The sequence below is a fragment of the Anabaena sp. PCC 7938 genome, assembly GCF_049315035.1.
Lineage (GTDB): Bacteria > Cyanobacteriota > Cyanobacteriia > Cyanobacteriales > Nostocaceae > Anabaena > Anabaena cylindrica.
This window is the reverse complement of record NZ_CP186034.1, coordinates 3811555-3838062: the sequence shown is the minus strand read 5'-3', so window position 1 is coordinate 3838062 and position 26508 is coordinate 3811555. Positions and strand designations below refer to the sequence as shown.

Annotated in this window: 26 protein-coding genes, 1 tRNA gene and 1 pseudogene; 19 read left to right on the top strand and 9 right to left on the bottom strand. The window is 37.1% G+C overall.

What is annotated here, in order from left to right; translation table 11 throughout:
- Nucleotides 1-401: 401 nt before the first annotated feature.
- Complete coding sequence (locus ACOWPH_RS17555; protein ID WP_015216667.1) at nucleotides 402-773, top strand: hypothetical protein; 372 nt, start codon at nucleotides 402-404, stop codon at nucleotides 771-773.
- A gap of 164 nt (nucleotides 774-937) precedes the next feature.
- Here the strand turns inward: ACOWPH_RS17555 and ACOWPH_RS17550 are convergent, their stop codons facing one another.
- Entirely contained in the window at nucleotides 938-2335 is a 1398-nt protein-coding gene (locus ACOWPH_RS17550; RefSeq protein ID WP_015216666.1) for an ATP-binding protein, read from the bottom strand.
- A 928-nt stretch (nucleotides 2336-3263) separates the two neighbouring features.
- Between ACOWPH_RS17550 and purB the strand changes: the two genes are divergently transcribed.
- Both purB and ACOWPH_RS17540 read left to right on the top strand, forming a co-directional pair.
- Nucleotides 3264-4559 (top strand): adenylosuccinate lyase, encoded by a 1296-nt coding sequence (gene purB, locus ACOWPH_RS17545; RefSeq protein ID WP_015216664.1) that lies wholly within the window; start codon nucleotides 3264-3266, stop codon nucleotides 4557-4559.
- Between the two features lie 391 nt (nucleotides 4560-4950).
- The gene (locus ACOWPH_RS17540) at nucleotides 4951-5496 is read left to right on the top strand and encodes a DUF4126 domain-containing protein (RefSeq protein WP_015216663.1); all 546 of its coding nucleotides are present in this window, start codon (nucleotides 4951-4953) and stop codon (nucleotides 5494-5496) included.
- A gap of 296 nt (nucleotides 5497-5792) precedes the next feature.
- On the opposite strand, the gene hemH is transcribed toward ACOWPH_RS17540, so the two are convergent.
- Nucleotides 5793-6956 carry a ferrochelatase gene (gene hemH / locus ACOWPH_RS17535; protein ID WP_015216662.1) on the bottom strand — a complete coding sequence of 388 codons (1164 nt, stop codon included), beginning with the start codon at nucleotides 6954-6956 and terminating at the stop codon, nucleotides 5793-5795.
- Between the two features lie 93 nt (nucleotides 6957-7049).
- Here hemH and ACOWPH_RS17530 point away from each other — a divergent pair, with 93 nt between their 5' ends.
- Nucleotides 7050-7679: a class I SAM-dependent methyltransferase gene (locus tag ACOWPH_RS17530; RefSeq protein WP_015216661.1), complete on the top strand. Its 630-nt coding sequence runs from the start codon at nucleotides 7050-7052 to the stop codon at nucleotides 7677-7679.
- An 88-nt stretch (nucleotides 7680-7767) separates the two neighbouring features.
- Here the strand turns inward: ACOWPH_RS17530 and ACOWPH_RS17525 are convergent, their stop codons facing one another.
- Nucleotides 7768-8568 (bottom strand): Rpn family recombination-promoting nuclease/putative transposase, encoded by an 801-nt coding sequence (locus ACOWPH_RS17525; RefSeq protein WP_015216660.1) that lies wholly within the window; start codon nucleotides 8566-8568, stop codon nucleotides 7768-7770.
- Between the two features lie 195 nt (nucleotides 8569-8763).
- On the opposite strand from ACOWPH_RS17525, the gene ACOWPH_RS17520 reads away from it, so the two are divergent.
- The 9 genes from ACOWPH_RS17520 (at nucleotide 8764) to ACOWPH_RS17480 (ending at nucleotide 13875) form a co-directional block, all read left to right on the top strand.
- Nucleotides 8764-10440, top strand: a complete 1677-nt coding sequence (locus ACOWPH_RS17520) for a dynamin family protein (RefSeq protein WP_422665602.1) — start codon at nucleotides 8764-8766, stop codon at nucleotides 10438-10440.
- The gene (locus ACOWPH_RS17515) at nucleotides 10406-10954 is read left to right on the top strand and encodes a hypothetical protein (RefSeq protein WP_422665601.1); all 549 of its coding nucleotides are present in this window, start codon (nucleotides 10406-10408) and stop codon (nucleotides 10952-10954) included. Before ACOWPH_RS17520 ends, ACOWPH_RS17515 begins: the two co-directional genes overlap by 35 nt.
- Before the next feature lie 81 nt (nucleotides 10955-11035).
- A complete protein-coding gene (locus ACOWPH_RS17510) occupies nucleotides 11036-11713 on the top strand; it encodes an AbiJ-NTD4 domain-containing protein (protein ID WP_042465351.1) in 678 nt (225 codons plus the stop codon).
- 35 nt (nucleotides 11714-11748) lie between these two features.
- Entirely contained in the window at nucleotides 11749-11985 is a 237-nt protein-coding gene (locus ACOWPH_RS17505) for a hypothetical protein (protein WP_042465348.1), read from the top strand.
- 212 nt (nucleotides 11986-12197) lie between these two features.
- Nucleotides 12198-12395: a hypothetical protein gene (locus tag ACOWPH_RS17500; protein ID WP_015216658.1), complete on the top strand. Its 198-nt coding sequence runs from the start codon at nucleotides 12198-12200 to the stop codon at nucleotides 12393-12395.
- A gap of 262 nt (nucleotides 12396-12657) precedes the next feature.
- Nucleotides 12658-12774: a PIN domain-containing protein gene (locus tag ACOWPH_RS17495; protein ID WP_242043099.1), complete on the top strand. Its 117-nt coding sequence runs from the start codon at nucleotides 12658-12660 to the stop codon at nucleotides 12772-12774.
- A 112-nt stretch (nucleotides 12775-12886) separates the two neighbouring features.
- Nucleotides 12887-13111 carry an addiction module protein gene (locus tag ACOWPH_RS17490; RefSeq protein WP_015216657.1) on the top strand — a complete coding sequence of 75 codons (225 nt, stop codon included), beginning with the start codon at nucleotides 12887-12889 and terminating at the stop codon, nucleotides 13109-13111.
- A 63-nt stretch (nucleotides 13112-13174) separates the two neighbouring features.
- Nucleotides 13175-13459, top strand: a complete 285-nt coding sequence (locus ACOWPH_RS17485; RefSeq protein WP_015216656.1) for a hypothetical protein — start codon at nucleotides 13175-13177, stop codon at nucleotides 13457-13459.
- Nucleotides 13456-13875, top strand: a complete 420-nt coding sequence (locus tag ACOWPH_RS17480; RefSeq protein WP_015216655.1) for a type II toxin-antitoxin system VapC family toxin — start codon at nucleotides 13456-13458, stop codon at nucleotides 13873-13875. The genes ACOWPH_RS17485 and ACOWPH_RS17480 overlap by 4 nt, the downstream gene beginning before the upstream one ends.
- A 57-nt stretch (nucleotides 13876-13932) precedes the next feature.
- Here the strand turns inward: ACOWPH_RS17480 and ACOWPH_RS17475 are convergent, their stop codons facing one another.
- Nucleotides 13933-14514 carry a Uma2 family endonuclease gene (locus ACOWPH_RS17475; RefSeq protein ID WP_015216654.1) on the bottom strand — a complete coding sequence of 194 codons (582 nt, stop codon included), beginning with the start codon at nucleotides 14512-14514 and terminating at the stop codon, nucleotides 13933-13935.
- A 229-nt stretch (nucleotides 14515-14743) separates the two neighbouring features.
- The gene (chlP, locus tag ACOWPH_RS17470; RefSeq protein ID WP_015216653.1) at nucleotides 14744-15964 is read right to left on the bottom strand and encodes a geranylgeranyl reductase; all 1221 of its coding nucleotides are present in this window, start codon (nucleotides 15962-15964) and stop codon (nucleotides 14744-14746) included.
- 212 nt (nucleotides 15965-16176) lie between these two features.
- Here chlP and yidD point away from each other — a divergent pair, with 212 nt between their 5' ends.
- The 3 genes from yidD to ACOWPH_RS17455 all read left to right on the top strand — a co-directional run bounded on the left by yidD (nucleotide 16177) and on the right by ACOWPH_RS17455 (nucleotide 19947).
- Nucleotides 16177-16683, top strand: coding sequence for a membrane protein insertion efficiency factor YidD (yidD, locus tag ACOWPH_RS17465; RefSeq protein WP_015216652.1), 507 nt, complete (start codon nucleotides 16177-16179; stop codon nucleotides 16681-16683).
- Nucleotides 16684-16773: 90 nt separating this feature from the next.
- On the top strand, nucleotides 16774-17790 hold the full coding sequence (locus ACOWPH_RS17460) for a sulfate/molybdate ABC transporter ATP-binding protein (RefSeq protein WP_015216651.1): 1017 nt from the start codon (nucleotides 16774-16776) through the stop codon (nucleotides 17788-17790).
- Nucleotides 17791-17970: 180 nt separating this feature from the next.
- A complete protein-coding gene (locus ACOWPH_RS17455) occupies nucleotides 17971-19947 on the top strand; it encodes a WD40 repeat domain-containing protein (RefSeq protein ID WP_015216650.1) in 1977 nt (658 codons plus the stop codon).
- Between the two features lie 264 nt (nucleotides 19948-20211).
- On the opposite strand, the gene ACOWPH_RS17450 is transcribed toward ACOWPH_RS17455, so the two are convergent.
- Nucleotides 20212-20283 (bottom strand) — tRNA-Gly (locus tag ACOWPH_RS17450).
- A gap of 494 nt (nucleotides 20284-20777) precedes the next feature.
- Between ACOWPH_RS17450 and ACOWPH_RS17445 the strand changes: the two genes are divergently transcribed.
- Together ACOWPH_RS17445 and ACOWPH_RS17440 are read left to right on the top strand one after the other, a co-directional pair.
- Nucleotides 20778-21653, top strand: coding sequence for an Npun_R2479 family HD domain-containing metalloprotein (locus tag ACOWPH_RS17445; protein WP_015216649.1), 876 nt, complete (start codon nucleotides 20778-20780; stop codon nucleotides 21651-21653).
- A 205-nt stretch (nucleotides 21654-21858) separates the two neighbouring features.
- Entirely contained in the window at nucleotides 21859-22974 is a 1116-nt protein-coding gene (locus tag ACOWPH_RS17440; RefSeq protein ID WP_015216648.1) for an ABC transporter permease, read from the top strand.
- 77 nt (nucleotides 22975-23051) lie between these two features.
- Here ACOWPH_RS17440 and ACOWPH_RS17435 read toward each other — a convergent pair whose 3' ends face one another.
- From ACOWPH_RS17435 to ACOWPH_RS17425, 3 genes and pseudogenes are all read right to left on the bottom strand, one after another.
- The gene (locus tag ACOWPH_RS17435; RefSeq protein ID WP_015216647.1) at nucleotides 23052-24200 is read right to left on the bottom strand and encodes a homospermidine biosynthesis protein; all 1149 of its coding nucleotides are present in this window, start codon (nucleotides 24198-24200) and stop codon (nucleotides 23052-23054) included.
- Between the two features lie 240 nt (nucleotides 24201-24440).
- Nucleotides 24441-24917 (bottom strand): thioredoxin-dependent thiol peroxidase, encoded by a 477-nt coding sequence (gene bcp / locus ACOWPH_RS17430; RefSeq protein WP_015216646.1) that lies wholly within the window; start codon nucleotides 24915-24917, stop codon nucleotides 24441-24443.
- A 523-nt stretch (nucleotides 24918-25440) separates the two neighbouring features.
- A pseudogene (locus ACOWPH_RS17425) lies at nucleotides 25441-25791 on the bottom strand (Uma2 family endonuclease); the annotation flags it as partial.
- Between the two features lie 113 nt (nucleotides 25792-25904).
- On the opposite strand from ACOWPH_RS17425, the gene ACOWPH_RS17420 reads away from it, so the two are divergent.
- Nucleotides 25905-26480 carry a hypothetical protein gene (locus ACOWPH_RS17420; RefSeq protein WP_015216644.1) on the top strand — a complete coding sequence of 192 codons (576 nt, stop codon included), beginning with the start codon at nucleotides 25905-25907 and terminating at the stop codon, nucleotides 26478-26480.
- Nucleotides 26481-26508: the final 28 nt, after the last annotated feature.

The window sequence follows — 26508 nt, the reverse complement described above, 5'->3', positions numbered from 1 at the left end:
ATTTTTGAAAAATATGACAATTTTGTAGTTTTTGTTACAATTTTATTTTTCTTTATATGATTTAAAATCAGCAATTCTCATTTTGAAACGATTTTGCGCCATTTCAGCGATTCCCAGATTCGTTAAGAGTTGTAAAATCCTATGACTGTAAGGGTTTCAATGTTATGAAACCTTAATTCTAAAGGTAACGTAAAGCAAGAATACTTATTGGTTCGCGCATCCTTGAAGCACGCGAAAATATTTATTGTGTGTGAATAATACTTTTGCAGTTAAATTTTTCTTTAAAAAGCTGTTTCTTAAATCCTGCTTTAATAAATCATTATCTGAAGATAATGCCCGTGTGTTAATTAGTAAGCAACTAAACCTCTGTATTAGTTTTTCAATTCTTTGGAGAAGACAAAATGAAGAAATTGAGCAGTTTGATGATTGTCGGAGCAATATTGTCGATGAGTGCGCCGGCATTAGCTGAAAGCCGTGCAGTTAATATCAGTGTTGGTAGTATTGGTGGTGCATTAGATAATGCTGCTTTGCGAACAGTTCGCCAAGTGATTGGGTTTGCAGTTGGGACTGGTACTGTTGATCAATTTATTGTATATAGCCCAAGAGAAGGTGGTCCTATTCCGAAAGAAGGTGGGTTATCTGCTTGTGCTGAAATTGGGTTCGGTGTAACTGATGCCAAATTTAAAGCTTTTATCCAGCAGTTACGTTCAATTACACCCAAATCAGGAACTTTCTTAAATGTAGAACTTGCTGCAAGTTGTAGCATCAACTAAAAATGTTGGTAATTAATTCTCTTGTGTCACTTTTAAACAATCATTGTCAAAGCTTGATTCTGAAACTGAGAGTGATGGGATTGTCTCAATGTGGGACAAGAGGGTTAAACTGTTGGAGTTAAAAACTAAGATTACGTAATATATAACTTGGTATAAAGTTTTTATTAAAGCAATTTTTTGTCTAGAAAAATGGGAATTTTAATGATGAATTCTGAACCTTTTCCCGGATTAGATATACAGTAAAGTTGACCACCATGTTTTTCTACTACAATCTGATGGCTGATAGATAATCCTAATCCAGTTCCTTTACCCACAGGTTTGGTGGTAAAAAATGGATCAAATAAACGTTTTTGTATACCCTCCGGTATTCCCAGTCCGTTATCAGCAATGCTAATCATTATTTGATTATCATCAGTTACTTCACTATGAATATAAATTTTGATATCTTTTTGAGTATTTTCGGTTATTTCATCACTGCAATTAGAGAGTTTATAACTTTCAGATAAAGCATCAATAGCATTAGATATTATATTCATAAATACCTGATTCATTTGTCCTGCATAGCACTCGACTAAAGGAAGTTCGCCATACTCTTTAATTATTGAAATTTCTGGACGATCAGGTTTAGCTTTTATATTATGTTGGAGAATTGTTAATGTGTTTTCAATACCTTCATGAATATCAACAGATTTAATGTCTGCTTGATCTAATCGAGAAAAATTTCGTAAAGATAAAACAATTTCATTAATTCTGGTAGCACCAACTTTCATAGAAGATAACAATTTGGGCAAATCTTCCATAATAAATTCTACTTCAACACCCTGCTTTTTTGCTTGTGATACTACATCAGAGTAAGACTGTTCCTGTTGATAACATTTTAGTATATTGATCAGGTCTCGTACATATTCACTAGCATAGTTAAGATTGCCATAGATAAAATTCATGGGGTTATTAATTTCGTGGGCTATACCTGCCACCATTTGTCCCAAAGCGATCATTTTTTCATTTTGTAGTAGCCGGGTATAGTTGTGCTGGAGGTCACGAAATCCTGCGTGTGCGGCTCTGGCACGCTCTTTTTCTTTTTGTAATCTAGCCAGTGTGAGAGCCTGGATGTGGGATGAAGCTAACAGTAACTGATGGAAATCAAGAACTCCATACTGACAAGATTTATCTGTGATTAAAATTGGCTCATAGACGTTTTTAGATGAGCGTTCTAATGCTATTTGGGTCGCTTCCATAATCAGCACATCTTCTGGTAAGGTAGATATGTCTGGCTTCAGAAAATCGTATAAATATTCGATAGGGCGACCAGAAAATAGTCCTAAACCATAGGGATGACTCATTTGCTCAAAAAACAGCCGTCGTGAAATCATGCCTACACATTGCTGATTTTTAGTCAAGATGATTCCAGGGAGTAAAGGCTCTTGCTCAAAAAGTTTAGCTAATGCATTTCCTGGATAATTTAGCTCGATTTGAACCGTCCAAACTGGTAGTTCTTGCAAGCTTGAATCTAGCTTTAGGTTCAATTCATCAGCATTTTTTATGCTATGCATAGCCAGCATTTTTACTATCCTTTGATGTAATATTGACCAATGATTTTTTGATGGTAGAAGCCCCCAGATTTATTGATGGAATCAATTGAAAATCTAAAATTGTCTGATGGTTACTAACATCCGCGTTATTACTCCGGTTAGCATTCCTATAGCGATTTTCGGTGGAGTGAGATACAATGACCCCACTCCCAACCCCTTCAGGTGATGCCTCCGGCACGCTACGCGGTAAGCGCAGCCATGCCCGCAGGGCTTTACACCAGTCGCCTACAGTGGAAAACCCGCCCATAGCGCTGGTTCATCGCTTACGGGGAGGGGGCTATGATGTATTTCATTCACGTGCGTACCGCTATAAAACAGACTGGTAAATCTTTTGATGACGCAAAATTATAATTTCAAGTTTTTTAGCGGCATTGATGCTTTTTGCTTAATCAAATCAATTAATTTTTACTTAAGCTGCATTATGCTTACGTTATTTTGTGCAAAGATGAGACGCTACGCGTAGGTTTAGGCGATCGCTCAGTCGAATGCTGGATTGACGATAGGAAAGGCGATCACACTCTCAAGATTGCAGACAATAATAGGGTTTGAGAAATATATACTTAGGAATAGTTTAGGTTTGAGTAAGAGAACGAATTAGATCTTAGCACCCAGCCTTTAAGTAAAAGTTAAGGATAAGTAGTCAAATTAGCTAAGGTGTTTTAAAAATTATCTACATAGCTCAGTAAATCTGCATAATTACAACTATACGAATCAAAATTAACAGGCTTAAAGCTCTCCTCCCTTCTACCTGATACTCAATGTTTTCAAGTTGGAATATTCAGTCTCATCCACTCTAAGTCTCAAAATCATTCTCCTATTGATGAGCAAAAAGCGGAAGGAACAAATGAGATACCCTAATTAAAATGTAAAATATGACGGTTGTATTATATGCCCGAATGTGATTGAGCGTTATACTTTGCCCGAAATGGGCAATCTTTGGAATGAAGCCTATAAGCTACAAACCTGGCTGCAAGTAGAAATTGCTGTTTGCGAGGCACAGGCTCAATTGGGTTATATTCCATCAGAAGCAGTTGCAGAGATTAAAGCCAAGGCGAATTTTGACCCCCAGCGGGTGCTAGAAATTGAGGCAGAAGTTCGCCATGATATGATTGCCTTTTTAACTAATGTCAATGAATATGTAGGTGAGGCGGGACGCTATATTCATTTGGGTTTAACTAGTTCGGATGTGCTAGATACGGCTTTGGCACTACAATTGGTTGCTAGTTTGGATCTATTGTTGCAATGCCTGGAAGATTTAATTCAGGCAATTCGCCACAAGGCTAGAGAACACCGTTATACAGTTATGATTGGGCGATCGCATGGTATTCACGCCGAACCCATGACTTTTGGCTTTAAGTTAGCCGGTTGGTTAGCGGAAGTGTTGCGACACCAAGAACGCTTACGAATTCTCCGGGGAACCATCGCTGTGGGTAAAATTTCCGGTGCGGTGGGAACTTATGCCAATATTGAACCGCGTGTAGAAGCGATCGCTTGTCAAAAGCTCGGACTCAAACCCGATACTGCTTCCACACAGGTTATTTCCCGCGATATTCATGCTGATTATGTGCAGCAGTTAGCCTTAGTTGCTGCATCCATTGAACGCTTTGCTGTAGAAATCCGCAATCTCCAAAAAACCGACGTTTTGGAAGTTGAAGAATTTTTCGCCAAAGGTCAAAAAGGCTCTAGTGCTATGCCACACAAACGCAATCCCATTCGTTCCGAACGACTCACCGGGATGGCGCGATTAGTAAGAAGTCATGCAGGTGCAGCTTTAGAAAATGTCGCTTTATGGCACGAACGAGATATTTCTCACAGTTCCGTCGAACGGGTGGTTTTACCAGATGCCTGCATTTTGACCCACTTTATGCTGCATGAAATCACCGACTTGGTGACAAATTTGCTGGTTTATCCCCAGAACATGGAACGGAATCTCAACTGCTACGGTGGTGTAGTTTTCAGCCAAAGAGTTTTACTAACTTTGATCAACAAAGGACTCAACCGGGAAGAAGCTTATGCGATCGTCCAACAAAGCGCCCACAAAGCTTGGAACAAACCAGAAGGTAATTTCCGCGATTTGATTAACAAAGATCCCCGTGTCACCGAAAAGCTATCACCAACAGAAATAGATGCCTGTTTCGACCCACAGCAGCATCTCAGACATTTAGATCAGGTTTATCAACGACTGGGTATTTAAATTTCAGGATTCAGGAGTCGAACTAGAAGGAAAAAACCAAGCTTCTCATGTTATCTCTAATCAGGTAATAATTCTGACTCCTGGATTCTTGACATTGAAACTTCAAACTCTCTGTGTCTCTGCGCCTCTGCGTGACAGAAATCATCCCCCTTTTATGCAAAGTTAGAGATTTGGAGTATTTTCTAACCTGAATACTCCTCTAAAACTTAAAATTGCTCCTAAAATCTACACAAATATGATAAGTATGAATTATAACTGTATATATATAACATTAAAAATGCATCTACTATGTACAGACTAGTTAATACCAGTGTTGTACAACAATTATTCTCAATAAGACTAAATATTCACAACTCTCTTCTGCTCCTTTATTCATAATAGGGATATTCCAATGATTGAAATTCTCGCCACGCTTTCTGCTGCTGCCGCTGCTGGATTGAGAATAGGTACACCCTTGCTCATCATTGGGTTGTTACAAGGCAGCAACCTCTGGTCTCAAGTTCCGCTGTTATCACGTATTTCACCTTATGTATTAATCTGCTTACTCACTAGTTGGTCACTATTTGAGCTATTTGCCTCCAAAAGGCTAAGTGGGCAAAGAATAGTACAACAGATTCAGTTATTTTTGTCTCCCATAGTAGGGGCAATTATGGGATTAGCCGTTGCCTCAGCAACAGCAATGCCAAGCTGGATAATTGCTTGTATTGGTGGTTCCTTGGCTTTGGTACTCCAACTAGTTCAATTAGGTTGGTTTTATCGCTTGCGTGGCTTGCCTTTGTGGGCAGTTTTTCTTCAAGATATGTTGTGTGTTCTACTGGTGCTGTTTGCCGTTGATGCTCCCTGGCAAGGAGGATTAATTGCCTTAATCCTCCTCTGGTTTGCAATTCATAGCGCTAAACAGTGGTATCAGTGGTACTGGCAAAATCGTCGTCTCTAGTCAGACAATTTTGAATTTTGGATTTTCCATTAATTCCATGCTTAAATCTGGGGGTTTGTAGCATCAAGGAATTATTGGTCAATTTTAGGTTTTAGAATTTTTGTAGGTTTGGTTGTGGAACGTAAACGTTCGCGGAGCAATGGAACAAAACCCAACATTTGCAAGTATTTGTTGGGTTTCACTATCGTTCAAGCCAACCTACGCGATTTCATTTTTTTGAGCTTAACCGACAAGTATTGAGTTCCGGGGGATTTTAGTCTATTGTGTGAATAATTAAAATTTCTGCCTTGCTATTTTTACAAAAGTCCGATCGCGTGTAGTAAGCCTTGACCAGTAATCAACTCAATGATCAAAGCAATAAAACCTAGCATGGCAATTCGACCATTCCAGACTTCGGCGCTGGTTGTTAAACCCCATTCCCAACGTTCTTGAGGGTACATTTTCACCCTTTTTTTCATCTGGGTGACTTGTGATAATTTGAGGCTAGGTTTTTCCAGTGACTCAATTACCAAGTCTGCTAGTGCTTTAATAAATACCGGATGCGTATTGGGAGCAGCGGCACGACGGAAGTTGTGAATTCCTGCTTCTTCAGCTATTTCCCGATATTCAATATCAATTTCTTGCAGTGTCTCGATGTGTTCTGAAACAAAGCTGATAGGTACAACGACTAAATCTTTGACACCTGCTGCACCTAGTTCTTTGAGGGCATCTTCAGTATAAGGTTGTAGCCATTCCACGGGACCGACACGACTTTGATAAGCTAAGGTGTGGGCATTGGGGCGATTTAGGGTTTGCATTATCAACTGAGTACATTCCTCAATCTCTTGTTGATAAGGATCTCCTGCTTCGATAACATAGCTTTTAGGAACGCCGTGGGCGCTAAAAAAGATATGCACTTGATCAGGATCAGGGTATTGATTCAGTTGCTGAATGATCAATTCCGCCATTGCTTGCAGGTAGCCTGGTTGTTTGTACCAGGAAGGAATGACGGTGTATTCCAGCGGTTGCAGTTTTGGGTTTTCGCGCCACAGTTGTTCTAAGAGTCGGAAACTGGAACCACTAGTACTGATAGAAAATTGGGGGTAAAGTGGTAAAATCACCAGACTTTCAATGTTGTCTTGAGACAGTTGTGCGATCGCTTCTTCTGTGTAAGGATGCCAATAACGCATTCCCACATAAATATTCGCTTCTTTCCCCAAAGCATTTAGTTGTGCTTTCAGTGCTTCCCCTTGTTCTTCTGTGATCCGCCGTAATGGAGAACCACCACCGATATACTTATAATTTTCTTGAGATGTTTTAGTTCGTCGTGTAGCAATAAACCAAGCCAAAGGTTTTTGCATCCAGCGAAAGGGTAGACGAATAATTTCGGGATCAGAGAACAGGTTATATAAAAACGGCCCGACATCTTCTAATTTATCGGGGCCTCCGAGATTGAGTAATAATACGCCTACACGACCCATAGCAGTTACTTTCCCCCAACCTTTCAGATTTTTTACTAATGTTAACAATATATCTTTAATTAAATATAAAGCTTTATCGGTAGGAAAGATGTAATGGCAACTATTTTAAGAGACTGGAGTTATCGCTATCAATGGCTATATGATGGCATATCGCGTTTAGCCGCCTTAAGTGTGGGTGGTGAAGGTCGTTTCCGCCAACTTGCTTTACAAGGTTTAACACTAAATTCAGATACTCAAGTTCTAGATTTATGTTGTGGTAGTGGTCAAACAACAGAATTTTTGGTGAAATTATCACAAAATGTTACAGGGCTGGATGCTTCCCCATTGTCTCTGCAACGGGCGCGGCGAAATGTGCCGAATGCTACTTATATAGAAGCTTTTGCAGAAAATATGCCTTTTGCAGATCATTTATTTGATGTCATTCATACCAGTGCCGCTTTACACGAGATGCAGCCTGAACAACTGCGAAAAATCATTCAAGAGGTTTATCGGGTTTTAAAGCCAGGGGGTGTATTTACGTTGGTAGATTTTCACTCACCAACAAATCCCATCTTTTGGCCAGGTTTATCGGTGTTTTTCTGGTTATTTGAAACGGAGACTGCTTGGGAGTTGTTAAAAACTGATTTACCTGCTTTGTTAACAGAAAATGGTTTTGAGGTAGGTGAACCTAGTTTATATGCTGGTGGTAGTTTGCAGGTTATACAAGCACAGAAACTGAGTTAGTAGCAGAAAACGTAAAACAGAGGTATCTAAAAAGTATTGAGGAATAAATTTATCACCTATTTGGTATTATTCCTCGTCTTTATCTATTTTATTTTTCCTTTGTGTTGATATTCTGTTGTTGGACAATCTCGCTAATTTCTTCCAAACTTAAATTTAAAACTTGTGCGATTTGTTCTCTAGTTAAACCTAATGTTATCAAACCAGGAACTGCGTCTAATTTAGCTTTGCGTTCACCCTCTTCTTTTGCTTCTTGATAAAATCGGGTTTGTTTTAACTCACTTAATCCAAACATGGCTTCTATTTCCTCCCTATTCATTCTTGGAAACTTGTAAATTAAAATCGTCTCGATGATTTGTAAGACTTGTTGCTGTTGAAATTGAGAATCTATCTCTTGTTTAGTTCTGGTGATTAATTCTCTGGCTTGGGTAATGGAATTATCTGGGTTAGCGATGATTAGTTTTATTGTAGCAATACCAATGGGTAAAGATGTTGTTTCTCCTAATTCATCGAGATAAATAACTCTGACTCGTTGGCTGGTGAAGAATTCTTGATAATGCTTAATATCTTGTGTATCTATGCTGCGGTTTGGATAGATAACTACCGCACTCCAGTGATTTTTGGGGTTGTTTTGGCGGATGTAAAGAAATATTTCGCTAAAAAGTCTATGGTAGAGATCCTTATCTGATTGAAATTGTACTTCTAAAAAGTAGATGGGGTTATCTGTATTTTGGTTAGGTAAGAAAACTCCATCTATTCTCAAGGCTGTTTGTTTGACTTCAACTGATGAAAATTGATAAAGTTCTGCTAGTTGGGGAGAGTTAGCAATCAGTTCAAAAAATATGCTAGGTATTTCTTGAAATAATCGGTAAAATATGCTGTCTGTTTTCATTTTAAAAAGTTGTTTTAGTGACTATTGAGAGAGGATAATCATTATGGTTTGCATTGAAAAAAGTATTTGTTTCTTCCAGTATTAATACTATTGTATATTTACTATAATTATACTAAGTTATTTTATACCGTTATTTAGTAAATCAGAAATACAAAAATGAATATTGACTTACTAGGATATCGTCAAAAAGCTGGAATGCAGCAAGTAGATATTGCTAATGCCTTGGGTATTTATACGGAAGAAGTTGATGCTTATGAAAAAGCACCTGCTACTGTTTCACAAGAGCTTTTAGTACAATGGCTGCAAATATTGATGTCACCACTTATACAACCTCTAAAAGGTATTGATCCCGGTTCTCCATATACAGAGCTTTATCGTAGACTAAATTTACTTGATCAGTATATTGATTCTACTCCTCCTATAGATAAGCTGGATATACCAACACCTCTAAATACTCCTAACGACCTAAAAAAACAACTGAAACGCTACCGAAAAAAACCGAATTTAGTATTAACAGGAGGTTTCGACGCAGGTAAATCGCATCTAGCAAACACTATGTTAGGTACTAAAAATTTGCCTGTTGGTTATCAACCAGCAACAAGAGTTATTACATTTGTGCGTCATGTTGAAGATCGTCCTCAATGGTGTGAAGATGATGTATTAATTGTCAATGATGATTTTTGGCTCAAAGATGAAAAAGGTAAACTAATTCTGGATTTTTTGCTTTTAGATGACGAAGAACGTTTTGAAAAATATTGTATTCAATCAGGAAGTTTTGAAGTTTTACAAAAGTATGGTGTACATGGAGAAAATGAAGATATAGCTGCTCATGCTGCGGTAGTTTACATCAATTCACCTCTTTTGAAAGCTTGTAATTTAATAGATTTACCTGGTTTTTCAGATCAACCTGATGAAGTTTCCAAAGATGTAGAAAAGGCTAATAGTGCGGCACAAATAGCAGATATAGTGATATATGCTTCACCAGCAAAAGGACATATTAATGGTCAGGATATGTTACGGCTTAGTAATTTATTAAGTTTACTTCCTGCTCCAGAAAATGAATGTAAGAATTTTCCTACATTGGGAAATTTATTTATTGTTGCTACTCATGCTGATCCTAGTATTTCTAATGAGCAACTTCAAAAAATTCCAATTGGTGCTGCTAGAAGACTCTATAAACAACTTAACGAAGGAGTTTTAAAGAATCGTAGAAAATTAATAAATCGTGATATTTCTCAGCAAGATTTACAAACAAGATTCTTTACATTTTGGGCAGAAAGACCTGATAGATGTCAAGGTTTATTTCATGACTTTACTAAATTAGTAGGGGAATTTTTACCTCAAACAGTAATGTCTCGTCTCGAAAGAGAAATCAATGCAATCAAAGAAGCTAATATAGATAAATGTACTAAAGGAATAGAGGCTTATCAAAAGACTCTTGATGATATAGATTCACGACGTAAACAGCTAGAAGCATTGAAAGAGAATGAAGAAACTCGTAAAAAGGAAACTCAAGAAAAACGTGATAATGTACTCAAACTTATCACTAACTTAAAAAAAGATACTCACACTTCTTTCAAAGAGTACACTAATAAGATACTCACTATTGATGCTGTTGAAGGAATTATTCGTAATCAGTATGATGATAAAAAAGAGGCTAAAGAGGGTATTTCTGGTTATTTAATTGGAAAGATTCAACATGAATTAGAAAAAACCATTAAATTAAACTCTGATAAGTTAACACCTGCAATTGAAGATTTTCTGGGTTCATATCAAGAGGCGTTATTAAAACTCCCAAATTTTGATACATCTATGGAAATACCATTTGATACTAAAGGTGCTTTTTTGGGTGGGTTTAGCAGGTTTAGGTAGTTATGGAGCTTTAGCAGTTTGGGCTGCTAGTTTAGGCAATCTTGGAGGTTATATTTTAGTAGCTAAATTAGTGAGTTTACTATCAGCATTGGGTATTAGTATTGGTGGAGGTACTGCTGCTGTCATAGCTTTCATAGCAACTATTGGTGGTCCCATAGTTCTGGGTATTGGTATAGCTGCTACATTAGCTTCACTTGCATGGAGTTTATTTGGAGAATCTTGGCAAAAACGTTTAGCAAAGCAGACAGTTAAATATTTCCAAGAACAAAATATAAATGATAAATTTGCAAATGGAATTGATGAATTTTGGCAGGATACCACTAAAAGCTTTAATCAAGGTGCTGATGCTGTTGAAAAAGACTGGCAAAGATATCTTGATCATTTGCGGGAAATAACTTCTCCTGAAATGGATTCAAAAGAACGTATTGAGGAAATTATTAAGATATTGGAGGAACTTCAGAATTTTTTTAAACAAATTCCTTGGATAAGTTTTAATCTCAAGGATTGTATGTAAATTTCTGGGTAGTTTTTAAACTTAAAGGCTACCCATGTTAAAATAATTGAAACTTTGACTTTATTGAATTAAAGGATTATCATGAGCAATCTTTATTTTGGAGAACGAGAATTTGGATTAAAACCAAGAATTGAACATGAAATTAATGATAATGTTTGGGGAGGATTAATAGCTTTAATTAATAACTTGATTGATGAAGAATATTTTGCTCAAGCCTTTCCTGAAAGATGTCCTGATTATCCTAATTCTTATGATCAAATATATACAACTAACATTTCAAGGATGAATTCAGCCATTTGGGGTCATTTTGCAAATTTTAAATTTCCGCTAACTGAATTAGATACACCTCTAACTTTAACTATTCTTGAGTTCATAGAATTTTGCCATGAACATATATCGAAACCAGTAAAATTTGAGAATCATCCTCACTACGAACACCATGATTTAAGTTTTGATAAACAAGAAGGACAAAAGGAGTTTCGTGATCAAGTAAATAGGTTATTTGAACGAAATCGTATAGCTTTTGAATTACAAGAAGATGGACAAATTAATCGTTTATCTCCTCCTTTTTTAAGAGATAAATTAAATAATTCTATTTTTCAAACAAATGATGAAATATTGGATTCATTCCTTAAAACGGCTAGAATAAAATATCTTGATCCAGATTTGAATATACGTAAAGAATCATTGAAAGAGCTATGGGATGCTTGGGAAAGAATAAGAACGCTAGATGATCCGTCAAATAAAAAAAATCTGTAGAAATACGTTTAGAAAAAGTTTCTGACCAGGAAAAAATGCGCGAAGTTCTTCATAATGATTGTAAAGAATTAAATGATATCGGTGATAATAAATTTATTATCAGACATACAGGATTAGGAAAAACACCTATCACTTCAAGCTCACAGGTTGATTATTTATTTAATCGTATGTTTGGTCTTATTTACATTTTTCTAGGTGATAAGATTGGTAAAAAGTCGGATTTAACTGTAAAACAAGAAATTCGAGAAGATAAAGTTATTGATGAATTTTAACTTTAATCTGTAAAAATCAATAAGGGTTGTAATTTTTGTAAAATAGAGATTACGGTTTTAGCGAAGCAGCTTTGCTCAAGTATACTAAGTTGAATAAATAGTTGGACTGAACTATTGACAAATTTAAACCCAGCACCAGCAGCTTATTGCAAATGGGTTTACTATTTAGTAATATAGTATTTACATTGTATTACTGTCTTGGGAGTATTTATATGTCCGATTCAGAACAAAAAAAATCCTTGAATCATCCAGAGATTGATTTTCTAGGTGGTAAAACTATTGAAGAAGCTACAGAGGAAGTTGAAGAACTTCTCTTAGATGGTAAAAATATTGAAGAAGCTACAGAGGAAGTAATTAAAGAGTTTGGTGGAAGAATGAATAATGATGAAATACGTAAATTATTTGATTAGACAATCGTAAACCTAAATTATCAACAAATACCTGAATTTAGTAACATAACTTTACTAAGTTCAGTTTTTTTATATTATAAAATTAGAGTTTAATTTAGAAGATATTCTATGATGATTTTAAATAAATTATTAATTCAATTGAAAACTTATCCACAGAGTATATAGATATTTATTTGAGTTTATTTGAAAATTCCCCACCCGTTTCAGCAGATTTTGATCCAGACCAAGCTAAATGGAAATATTTAAAGGAGAAACATAATCTGTGAAAGTCTTACTTGATACCAATATAATTATAGATATTGCCCTAGAGCGACAGCCTTACGTCACTCATAGCGAGACAGTTTTAGCATTTGTTGAACAAAGGCAAATACAAGGCTAGATTTCAGTTTCAACAATATGATATTTCCATAGGAAGAATGATAAAATAGCTTGTGAATAAAGTCTTTATTTGTGCCTATTCTCAATTCAATTTACAGAGAATATAAATAATTATGCTATCAGTTGAAGAATTAATTCAGGAAGCCTTGTCTTTACCCAGCTCTAGCAGAGTATTTTTAGTAGAAAAACTAATTAAAAGTCTAGAATCTGATATTGATGAAAATATCCAAAACAGTTGGAACACAGAAGCTAAAAAACGCCGGGATGAAATACGTAATCATATCGTTGAGCCAATTTCTGGAGAAAGAGCTTTAGCTCAAATCAGACAAATTTTATAAAAATGAAAATTGAATTTTGCTTAACGCAAGATAATATAGAAACAGAGTCTTATAAAGAACATCATGCAAGCATACAAACTCAAAGGAAAAATTGATCAATCTGGTAACTTACTGATTACCGAATCGGTGAATTTACCCCCCGGAGATGTGGAAGTAATAGTCTGGCAAGCTACTGAGACACTTGATAATATCACAACCCCAGCAAGTGAATCAGCACCAGAAACACCTAGAAGACGAACTAAAATCAAAGCCTTGCAAAACTGGTTTGAAAAAACTCAACCTGCGCCACCTGATTTTGATCCAGATCAAGCTAAATGGGAATATTTAAAGGAGAAACATAACCTGTGAAAGTCTTGCTTGATACCAACATAATTATAGATATTGCCCTGGAACGACAGCCTTACGTCACTAATAGTGAGACAGTTTTAGCATTTGTTGAACAGGGACAAATAGAAGGCTACATTTCAGCATCAACCATTAGCGACCTTTATTATATTATCCGTAAACAAAAAGGTCGAGATTTAACTATTGAGTTTTTGCAAGAAATACTTACCTTCTGTCAAATTGCTACGGTAAATCAGGCTGTAATTAGTATGGCTTTCACAACCAATTTTAAGGATTTTGAAGATGCCATTCAATACTCTACTGCGGTAGTCAATCAATTAGATGCGATTATTACCCGTAATCCTCAAGATTTCCCCGTAATTTCACCGCGAATTCTCACTCCTGACCAATTAATTGAGGAATTAACAAACTCTTTATAAGATTATGATTTTAGAATTATCTTTAAGTTCTCTGAGGATGAGAGTTATTACAAATAGTTATGTAATTTTTATCCCTGCTCGAAATTCCCGCAGTGCTTGAGCATGATTTTCTATATTAATACAACCCATTAATAAAGCCACATCTAAATTAGGTAAAAGTTGTGATTTAGTAACAGATTCATATCCCTCTTTTCCTAAACTATAAAACAATAGTTCATCATTAATCCAAAACCAAACTTCAGGAATTTGCAAGCGTTTATATGCTTCCAGTTTATCAATTCCTCCACTACTAACAACTACCTCAATCACTAAATCAGGGCGTTTTCTGTTTTCTCCCAATTCATAAGATTTATCACCTTCTTTTTTGACTTTTTCAAATTCACTCTCTAGGGTGACAGAACCAGTGGGAGTAAAATCTAATTCCAAAAATTCTAAATAAATTTCTAGTAAAGAAGCAATACTTTCTTTGATAATTTGATATTTCTTACCTGGGTTTTTCCGAATCTCTAAAACTCCATCTAAAAAAGACAACCTTAACCCTGGACACTCAATTAGCTGTTTAACGGCTTTAAATTCTCTCCAGGTGAGGTCGCTAATTAAAATAGGTTCTGCTTCTCGTTCAATGAGTGTAGTTATCATAATATAAACCCAAATTTAGAGATTGAATTTATTGTATCTTAAATTCCCTATATACGAGTACGGGCAATTCATGAATTGCCTCTACTGTAAATTAAGTTATAGCGGTTCTCAGATAAAATACAATCAAGTGCGGGGAAACCTCACCCATACATTGAGCCATAAATAACAAAAAATGTAGAGACGTTTTTTGCATCATCTCTACATTTTCGTATTTGGATCAACAATAGATTTAGGGCGCGAGGGCGTTACCGCGAATTAAGCTACCAATGGTTTTGGCAGTTATTTTTAGTTGGGTGATGGGGTTAGCAGGAACGACGGTTTTATACAGATAGCTGTCAAATGTTAGTTTCTGTACATCCATATCACCACACATTTCTACAAATGCTTCACGGGTAGCGTCGGAACGATAGAATACACTTTGGAGAATGTCTAACACTTTGTAGGTGAGTCCGTATTTCTTATCCCAACGCTTCAAGTAAACTTTGAGGTCGCCTTCTGTGGGAATTCTCGCGCCGCCGTTGGCTGCTTCGACAATGGCTTCGGCGCACATTCTTCCAGATTTAGCTGCGAAGTAAATACCTTCACCAGAGGATTTGGTAACATAACCTGCTGCATCTCCTACCAAAGCGATGCGTCCCACAACGCGACGAGGGCGGGGATGTTCAGGGATGGGGTGGGCTTCTATTTTGATGATTTCACCACCGGCTAGTTTTTCGGAAGCACGGGCGCGAATACCGGCTTGGAATTGTTTGATTTTGGCTTTGTTGACGTGCATTGTGCCGGTGCCGACGGCTACGTGGTCATATTTGGGGAATACCCAAGCGTAGAAGTCGGTGGAAACGTCATCGCCAACATACATTTCGGCGAGGTCGTTGTAGTAGGCCATTTTGTCTTGGGGGAGACGAATGCGTTCTTGGAATGCGATCGCATAATTGTAATCCCCAGCATCCATTTCCTTAGCAATCCGGGAGTTAGCCCCATCAGCCCCAATCACTAAATCCACCTTGAGGGTTTTGGCAATTCCCTGAGTTCCAGTCTCAGTATGGTCTACATAATGAATGGTATAGGGGTCGGTGTTATTTGTGGGAATATCAAGTTTATGAACTGTGGCATTAATTAAAATTGCGCCTAATTTGGCCGCGCGATCGCGTAAGAAGCCATCCAAAACTTCCCGACGGCACATTCCTATATATTCATCTTCATTTATCAGATTGATATCAACCTCACGATTTGAGGGCGAAATCATTTTCATCTTCCGCACTCGACGGTCGATAATCTCTGGTGGTAGGTCAAATTCGCTCACCATACACAGAGGAATGGCTCCCCCACATGGCTTGGCGTTATCAAGCTTGCGCTCAATTAAGTAAGTTTCAATTCCAGCTTTTGCCAGTGTCTCAGCGGCAGATGAACCAGCTGGGCCTGAACCAACAACCGCAACCCGTAGTGTCAAAGGTTTTCTCCCAATCTTCACATTTACCCAGAAAATCCTATCACGGACTTTTGGTTGTTTTGGCGCTTTCCCTTAAGGTTTTGAGATAAATGCAATATTCTTTAACATTTCGACACGAAAACTGAGGTGAAAAACGGTCATTAGGATTTATTACTAGATATTAGTCGATGGTAACTAGAAGAATTAACTATTTCATAGACACCTGACAAAATATGCAAGTTTCTTTGTGGGACTCTTTTGCTAGAAAAGTTGGTGTTTCTGCAATTACTGGGTATCAACAACATATTTCCCCTTATAAAGGCTTTGTTTGCGCTCACCGAGTCTTGTATGGTGGTGAGTCTTGCTCTGGGTACATCAAGCGGGTAATTGCTCAAGAAGGGTTAAAAGCTGGATTTGTCAAGTCCCGTGTCAGATTTCAAAGTTGTCAGCAAGCCAATATAATGCTCAAATCCCAAGCTGAGGAACTAGAACCACCAACAACAGATGAAGATCAGCAAAAAAAGAAACCTCAACCAATTGCGCCTAAATCATCTTGTCAAAATAATTTTGATGTTATGGATTTAGGAATTAATTGCGCTGAAATAAGTTGTGACTGTCCAGAAATGCTGAATATGGCTCCTGATTGTAGTTCTCTAGAATGTGGTGCTACTGATTGCAGTTCCCTAGATTGTAGCGGTGCTGATTGTAGTTTTCTCGATTGTGGTGGTTGTGGATGGTGAATTTTTCTCATCCAATCAATTCTGAATATGATATAAATATACAGTAATCCTACCTATAAGCCGTAGATTAGTAGCAGAGGTATAAAACCAGTGGGCATAGTAGTTGAGAATGTCTCTAAACAATTTGGTAGTTTCCAAGCTGTTGATCAAGTGAGTTTAGAAATTGAAAGTGGTTCGCTGGTTGCTTTACTCGGTCCATCTGGATCTGGTAAATCTACCCTGCTACGGTTAATTTCTGGTTTAGAAATGCCAGATAGCGGCAAAATTTTGCTTACAGGTAAAGATGCCACATATCAAAGCGTACAAGAAAGAAATATAGGCTTTGTATTTCAGCACTATGCTTTATTTAAACATTTGACCGTGCGACAAAATATCGCCTTTGGTTTAGAAATTCGCAAAATACCTCAAAAGAAAATTAAGGGCAGGGTAGACCAGTTGTTAGAATTAGTGCAATTGTCTGGTTTAGGCGATCGCTATCCTTCTCAACTTTCTGGTGGACAAAGGCAACGTGTAGCCTTAGCTAGAGCCTTAGCTGTAGAACCTAACGTATTATTACTAGATGAACCATTCGGAGCTTTAGACGCTAAAGTCCGCAAAGACCTACGGGCTTGGTTGCGTCGTCTCCATGACGAAGTCCACGTTACCACCGTTTTCGTCACCCACGACCAAGAAGAAGCAATGGAAGTATCAGATGAAATCGTGGTGATGAATAAAGGCAGGGTAGAACAGGTAGGAACACCAGCAGAAATTTATGACCATCCCGCTTCAGCATTTGTCATGAGTTTTATTGGCCCAGTTAATGTTTTATCCAGCAGCTCGAAAATTTTTCAGGCCAGTGGCTTTAATTCAGCACACCCAGAAACGTTTTTACGTCCCCAAGATGTGATTGTAGAAAGAGTGGCTAACGGTACAACAGCACCTGCCACAGTTAGCCGTGTAATTCATTTGGGTTGGGAAATTCAAGTAGAGCTAAAATTAGATGACGGGCAAATTATGACAGCACATTTAACACGCGATCGATTTGATGAGTTAAAATTAGAACCACAAGAGCGTGTTTATGTCAAGTCAAAAGACGCTAAATCTTTTCCGTTATATTACTCGATTTAAAAGCAAACTTAGCCTCAACCCCCTTACACCGACAGGGGGTTAAACTTTCTTGGTTCATAGGTTTACAGGCAATTCCACAAAATTGATACCAATAAAATTAAGTCTTTACGTACACAATCAGAAATTTAACGGCTAAAATTGGCTAAGTGTTAAATTTACTGACCCCTATAACCTACCTATATGACATTTGATATTGTTGGTGCTGCTGTAGATTTTGTCACTGATACTACTAACCGAGTTATTTCTGCATTTATTAACCAAACACTAGTTAAAGAAAATAAAATTAACTTACCCGTAAGAATTCAAAAACTTAGACAAGATCACCGAGTAATACAAGCGGAAGTAGACTATTACAATCGTCGAGAAGCCAGAAAAAAAGAATTTTTGCAAATTCAACAATCACCTCTTTCTACAGATATAGAAATTACATTTACAGCAGATGAAAGAGAAAAAAAATTAATCCAATTAAAACGGGAAGAAATGCAAGATAGAGGTAAATTAAGTGCATTATATCTCAATTTAAGTCGAGAAACGACATCTAAAGCGATTGAACTTAAACAGAAAGAAATTCAGGGAATCTTCGACCAACAAAAGTGGCCTGGTGTCTTAAGTCGTGATGAAGCACAGCGGATTTTTGTAGATGAACAAAAGAAACCACGCTTACTAATCTTAATTCCCCCACCAGATATCAGTGAAGATTTTCCCATATCTTTCCGTGATAGCCTCAAAAAAGAAATTCGCAATCAATTAAAACTATTTTTAGAAAAATATTACCCTATTCATAGTGATTTCTGTCCGGTAGAATTTTATGGTAAATATTTTGAGCGTTCAATTTTTGATGCAGAAGTAAAACAGTTAGAAACCATTTTGTCTGCTGTACCAACAGCAATTATTTACACTGATATCACAGATCATGAAGTTTATTTCAATGTCAAATTTTGGGGACTGCATGAACCAGTATCTTTGTCTTTTGAACCTTGGAATTGGGAAGAAGTCAAAGGACAACTTGAAGACTCTGGCAGTGATGAAACTAAAAGTTTGCGTGCAATCAGACATACCATTGTTATTTTACACAAGCTACTAGCAGCATTTTTAGCAGATTGGTATTACTTGAATATTAACCCAAATTATGAACCGCAACTATTTAAATTAAGTGCAGACTTTCCTTCAGTTTGGACAAGCGAAATGTTGCAAAAACTAAGGTTAATCCTGCAAAAATATAGAGAAGTATATAATTATGAATTAAAACAATTAGCATTTGTGCAAATTGAAAAACCCACACTATGGAATTGTGTAAATACTATCCATGGACATTCAAATCATGTTTTTTCAATTGCTGTCAACCCTGATGGAAAAACATTTGCAAGTGGTAGCGGTGATAAAACAATTAAAATCTGGGATGTCCAAACTAGTGAACTGCTTAACAGTTTAAACGGTCATTCAAACTATATTTCCTCAGTCGCTTTTTCTCCTAATGGAGAAATAATAGCTAGTGGTAGCTATGACAAAACATTTAAACTATGGTATTCTTTTAAAAGTAAAACTTTCATTGAGCATTCAGGTTGTGTAACTTCAGTTGCTTTTAGTTCTGATGGTAAAACCTTTGTATCTGCAAGTTTAGATAAAACTATTAAAATCTGGGATTTAAACACTGAAAAGTTAATTTATACTCTCACCAATCATGACAATTATGTTAACTCTGTTGTCTTTACCCCAGATGGAAAAAAATTAATTAGCTGTGATTGTGACAAAACTATCAAAATATGGAATGTTAAAACGGGAGTAGAAATGATTAGCATGACTGATCATACCGATGCAATTAATACTATAGCCATTAGTCCTGATGGTAAATTTTTTGCTACTGGTAGTCATGATAAAACAATTAAACTTTGGCATTTGGCAACAGGAGAACTCATTCACACATTTTTAGGGCATACAGATTCTATAACTAGCCTTGCTTTTAGTCCTGATGGTAAAAACTTAGCAAGTGGTAGTTTTGATAAAACAATTAAGATTTGGTATGTGGAGACAAAAGAATTAATAAATACTCTTGAAGAACATTCCTCAACCATTCATTGTTTAGCTTTCAGCGTTGAAGGAAATACTATATTTAGTGGAAGTGCTGACAACACAATCAAGATGTGGCAACGCAATTAATAACCTTCTCAAAAAGGCGCTTTGATAAAAGAGGTGATAATTGATTTATCACCTGTTGGCAGAAGATCAAGGGTTTTTGCAGGCAAAAGTTAAATAGTTTTTCAGGTTTTGAAGGATTCTCAAAAATTCTCTTTTTCCCCCCCTGACTCCTAACATCTCACGGAAAGATTTTTATGGCTTATGCTACGCTATCAGCAAGCCCTAAAAAGCTTACTGACTAAGTTCAATAATCTAACAGCATGGATCAACTTATCCAATTTTTAAAGCGGGCGATGGGACTCGAACCCACGACATTCTGCATGGGAAGCAGACATTCTACCACTGAATTACACCCGCGACAAATAATTAATTAAAAATTTGTGTCATTGGACATCATATCATAAATTTAGTAAAAGATAAAAAGCAGATTTTACCAGGACTTACGCAAGATGTGACCGAAAACCTGATTCTTCCGTAGAGGTAATTCATGAATTACCTCTACCTTCGTTGTGTTATGCGTAAGTCCTATTTACTAATCTCGTCTGCCGACTGGAAGCATTAATTCCCAAGTAGGGAATAAAACTAATTTTCTTTGCTCATAGCCTATACTAGACTCTAAACAATCAACTCAACTCATTTGCTAGGAAAAATTGAGAATGATAATGTAAACTTAATTCAAAGGGGTTTAAAGCACCAAAGTCTCTGACTATACTAACTTTCTCATGATTCCATGCGCTTCATCCACCTGAAAAGCCTTCTCCATTTTGAGAAAGCTATCCTTTGTGAGTGCAAGCCACACGCCTAAATTGAAGCTGACTCGATTATACAAAATATATACCTGAGTATCCAGTATGTTCAATACAACTGAAATTATCATTAGTGCTTTTGTAAATCAAATTAGATCTGGCTACCAACGTACTTACGGTAGCTTAAAAACTGATTATCAAGATATTATCGCTTGGGCAGGTAACATGGCTTTAGAAAATATTGCCAATAGCGATGCCTTATATCACAACGTTGAACACTCAGTCCTCGTTACCTTAGTTGGACAAGAAATTTTGCGCGGTAAACACATCCGCGAAGGTGGTGTTTCCAGTGAAGACTGGTTACACGTAATCATTTCTTTATTGTGTCACGATATCGGCTATGTGAAAGGAGTTTGTCGTGAAGATAAAGAATCAGAAAGCCTGTATGCTACCGGTCAGAATGGCAACATGGTTTCTCTCCCTTCAGGTGCTTCTGATGCTAGTCTTACACCCTATCATGTAGACCGGGCAAAACTATTTATTGATGAGCGATTTGGTGGACATTATTTAATAGATTCAGAAGCGATTAAACGTAATATTGAATTAACTCGTTTCCCTGTGCCTCATGCAGATGATCATCAAGATTCCAATCATTTTGCGGGATTAGTACGTGCTGCTGATTTAATTGGTCAATTAAGTGATCCGCGTTACTTAAAAAAAATCACGAGTTTGTTTTATGAATTTGAAGAAACGGGGATTAATAAAGCTTTAGGCTATCAAAATCCTGGAGATCTACGCAAAAACTACGCCAAATTTTATTGGCATGGTGTCTATCCTTATATTAAAGAAGGACTCCATTATCTATCTCTAACACAACAAGGAAAACAAGTTTTAGCCAATCTTTATTCCAATGTTTTTGTTGTCGAACATGAAAAACAAAATGAAGAATTCCGGTATTTAGCTGAACAGTTAAATGCTTAGATAGTCATTACTCATAAGTAATTAATAAACAGCAATAACTAACGAATTGCTAACCTGTATCCATTACCTTTGATCAATAGTTTCTTAAGGGAAAAAGTCCCTAGATAAATCAGGGGAATCAATCGAAAATTATCAAGCCCCTAAATTTATTTATCATATGGGGTCAATCTAAGATCTAAAATTGTTCGATTTGTGATAAGAAATTATGAATTGGTGGCAGAGACTGAAAAAAAATCCTTTGGCGCGATTTGGGGCAACCTTGCTGTTAGTTTTCTATTTGGCAGTAGTTGGGGCTGATTTTATTGCACCTTATAACCCATATGAATCACAGCTAAATGGTTCATTACTGCCACCGACTCGTATTTACTGGGTTTCTCCGGCAGGTCAATTTATTGGACCGCATATATATCCGACAACTCAAGGGGATACAAATTTAGAAACAGGAGAACGGAAACTAATTGTAGACTTCAAAAAGTCTTCACCATTAGGTTTGTTTGTCTCTGGATCAGAATATAGATTATTTCAACTCAGTTTGCCATTACCTCCCAAATGGGATGAAGTCACCATTATCCCTGGTATTCCTCTGAATTGGCATTTGTTTGGCTCAACTGGTGAAGCAAAATTTAACCTTTTAGGTACTGATGACCAAGGACGAGATCAATTTAGTAGATTGCTTTATGGTGGCCGTATTAGTTTATTTATTGGGATTTTTGGGATTATTATCACCTATCCTCTTGGTTTATTGATAGGTGGTATTTCTGGTTATTTTGGCGGTGTGATTGATAGTGTGATCATGCGTTTGGCAGAAGTGCTGATGACTTTTCCTAGTATTTATTTGTTGGCAGCATTATCAGGAGTCTTAAGTCCGCAATTAACTAGTACGCAGCGGTTTTTATTAATTGTAGTCATTACTTCTGTGATTAGTTGGGCAGGTTTAGCAAGGGTAATTCGCGGGCAGGTACTATCAATTAAAGAGCGAGAATTTGTACAAGCAGCACAGGCAATGGGTGGTAAGCCAATATATATTATTATGCGGCACGTTTTACCCCAAACTGCAAGCTATATAGTTATTTCAGCTACTCTGACAATTCCTAGTTTTATTGGTGCTGAAGCTGTATTGAGTCTAATTGGTTTAGGGATTCAACAACCAGATCCTTCTTGGGGAAATATGCTTTCTTTGGCAAGTAATGCGTCTATTTTAGTTTTACAACCTTGGCTAATTTTGCCACCAGCAATCTTGATTATTCTGACTGTGTTAGCCTTTAATTTACTAGGGGATGGGTTGCGCGATGCCCTTGATCCTCGCAGTTTGCAGAGATAAATTTGTCAAGAAAGATGAGATTTAGGAGTGGGTTAAGATGTTGTTAACCCACTTTTATTATGAGTTGATGTTGTGTATTATTTTTTCACTGGTGTACCGCAGGGATAAGTAGCCGCTTGCTGTGAATTAGTTTCACTTGCTGGCTTGTCTTTAGCCGCTAGGTAGTCTTTTTGTAATGTGCCTAACAATTGATCTCGTCTATCATACAAACGTTTCAGAGTACGAGGTTGACATTGATTGAGAACATAAGCTGTAACCAATGGCAGAGCGATCGTACTATCTGTATAACAAACAATGGTGCTAGGTAACTCATCTGGGTCAATCTTACCCCAGCTGACAGCTTCGGCTGGAGTTGCCCCTGACAAACCCCCTGTATCTGGTCTAGCGTCGGTAAACTGGACAAAGAAATCATGTCCCCGTTCTTCTAGTCCTAGTACTTCGTGAATTTGTGGTTGTGTTTGCAATAAAAAGTTTTTAGGACTGCCACCACCGATAATTACAGCCGCACTTTTACCCTCTGTTTCCCTTGCACCATAAGCAATAGCCGCTGTTTCATTTACGTCAATAGCTGGATCTAATATCAACTTTGAGCCTTCCAATGCTAATGCTGCTACATTCATGCCAATGGAACTGTCACCAGGAGAAGAAGTATAAATCGGTACGCCACATTCATAAGCTGTGGCTAACAAACAAGAATTTTTGACACCTAATTGCTTTTCTACTTCTCGCACATACTTACCCAGCAAATAATGAAATTCAGCTGTTCCCATGCGCTTTTGAAAAGGTTCCGCTTGCAGAATTTTGCGAATAAAAGCGTCAGTTTCTAGTAGCACATCATAGCCAAAAATAATGTCATAGATTCTGATGGTACCTTCTTCGCGCAATTTGACATCATCTAAAAACGGACTACCCGCAAAAAGTTCAAAACCCAAACCGTAGTGCATATCATGGTAAAGATTTGCACCTGTGCTAATCATCCAGTCAATAAAACCATTGCGAATTAAGGGTGCAAGGGCAGAAACACCAAATCCGGCTGGTGTCATCGCGCCAGAAAGGCTAACCCCCACTGTAACCCCGTCTGTAAATACATCATGACTGAGTAGTTGACAGGCTTCTCGCAAGCGTGCTGAGTTGTAAGCGGTGAAGTAATTATTAATCAAATCAACCACTCCAATATCGGCTGGCATTGGGATGGGTGAGATTTTTTTACCTTGCTGTTTTGACATTGTGATTAACTCCGCTAGTAAATGCGCTGAATATAATGTTATCTAGCTTTTAAGGAATTATTTCAATAATTTGTGGATACAAATTATCGGCATCTTGCCCAAAATATATAAAAAGTATCTGTTTTAGCAGGTTATGGTTTTGTAAAAACTCGTTAACTTTCATCACATTCAGAGGGAACTGGCAACAGGGAACAGAAAAAACTCATGTTTAAAAAGATGAGATTGAAATAAAGTATTTAATTATTTAACTGTTAATGTTTGCAATTTTGTCAATACTGCTTGGGCATGACCTTTTGTTTTTACATTAGGCCAAGAGTAGGCTATGATTTTATCGGGTGAAATCAAAAAAGTTGAACGAGCAACACCCATATATTCTTTACCCATAAATTTTTTTAACCTCCAAGCACCATAGGCTTCTATTAATTGATGTTCTGGATCACTTAACAGGGTAATTGATAATTGATGTTTGTCGATAAATTTGCAATGTGCTTTAGATGAATCTGGACTGACACCGATGATTTTAGCTCCTACAGTGGTAAATTCTGAAGCTAAATCAGTGAAGTCTTTGGCTTCTGTGGTGCATCCCGGAGTGTCATCTTTGGGGTAAAAATAGAGGACTATCCACTCACTGAAGTCAGCTAGAGTAATTGGTTTTTCGTTTTGGTCTGGGGTGGTGAAGTCGGGTGCTGATTGTCCGGTTTGGGGAATGTCGGCCATGATTAGGATTTAGTGCGATGGAGATGCTTTAGAATTATAACGGAAATTTTGACGATACATTTAATGAAATGTCTTCTGATTGGAATTTAGACTAAGAGACTTCCAATTAAAAAAATATCCTAATATTTCTTGTGGTGCGGGCCGAAAAGCCCGCTAATAATACAAGGACGGGCAAGATGCCCATCCCACAAGATTGGATCATCTTTTTTGTGTAGTTCTCTAAGGTTCTCAGCTATACTGCAAACGGTTCATAGTTTAACTAAATATGGAACCCCTCTCCAAATCTCTCCCCAAACATCTCCCCGTGAAACTACGGTGTACACACATCTCTAGACGGGATGCTAAACGTGATCCGATCCCCCTAAATACCCCTTTCTAAGGGGGACTTTCAAGAATTTAGATACCCTTAAAAAGAGAGGCTTTGAACTTATTCTTTGTATTATCAAAAAGTCAAATTTCTAGCCGTTTTGAGTATAATGGGTTCGATTCAAGTTAAGAGGGTGTTTGAAAAGTGGTGACTGATTATTGTTGTATCGGCAACTTCTATTAACAAAAATATATCTTCTGGTTGGGGGTGTGAATTTCTATAAAAATCTGCATGCGGTTTTAGTAATGCTATATCTGGTTGCGGTTCGGAAGTGTCATTTAATTCTATGGGATTCTGCGGTGCAAGAACTATTTGCTTTCCTAGAAGCTGAATCAGTAGATTAACTAATCTATTTACACAACCCGCGTGTCTTGTCCCAATAGGTGACATATCAATCATTTCTCCCCGAATTAGTTCTACTCGGTCATTTTCTGTTAAAATACCAGACTCAGCCATTTGATGATATTGCTGAACTGTAAATTGGTGTCTGACTAAACTTAGAGTCATTGTCACCTCTGCTTTAATTTAATATTTGATTTGATTTGATTTGAGAAAAAACAAAAATACGAAATATCTAATTTCGGATTGTATCTAAAATATAGCAAATTTTCCAAAATACTATGAATAGCAAAAGCAAATTATTAACTATTGTCGCTATCACCCTTACAACTTCTGTTTTCGCGGTGGGAATGGTGACTGCACAGACAAAATTAACCAATCAATCAAAAGTGACTATTAATGGTATTGGTGCGGTAAAAGTAGGAATGAATCTTCCTGAAGCGGCTCTTCATGCTAAGTTATATGTATCCTACGCTGGAAATGATAGCTGTTACTATCTTCAAGGAGAAGGAGACCTCAAAGATATATCATTTATGGTGACAAAAGATGATGCTAAAAGTCGTCAGAAATATGTCACTAGTGATGTTATTGCTAGGGTAGATATAGATGATCCAAGAGTTACTACAGTTTCAGGTGCAAAAATTGGTGATACTGAAGCAAGAATTAAATCTCTTTATCCTGGACAAATTAAAGTTACACCTCATAACTATGTCCAAAAGGGACATTACCTAACTTTAATACCCAGGGATAAGGCTGACCAAAATTATAGAGTTGTTTTTGAAACTGATGGTCAGCGGGTAACTAGGTATAGATCAGGTAAATTACCAGAAGTAGAATTTGTGGAGGGATGTAGTTAAAATTTGGTATATTTCAAACGGTTCATAG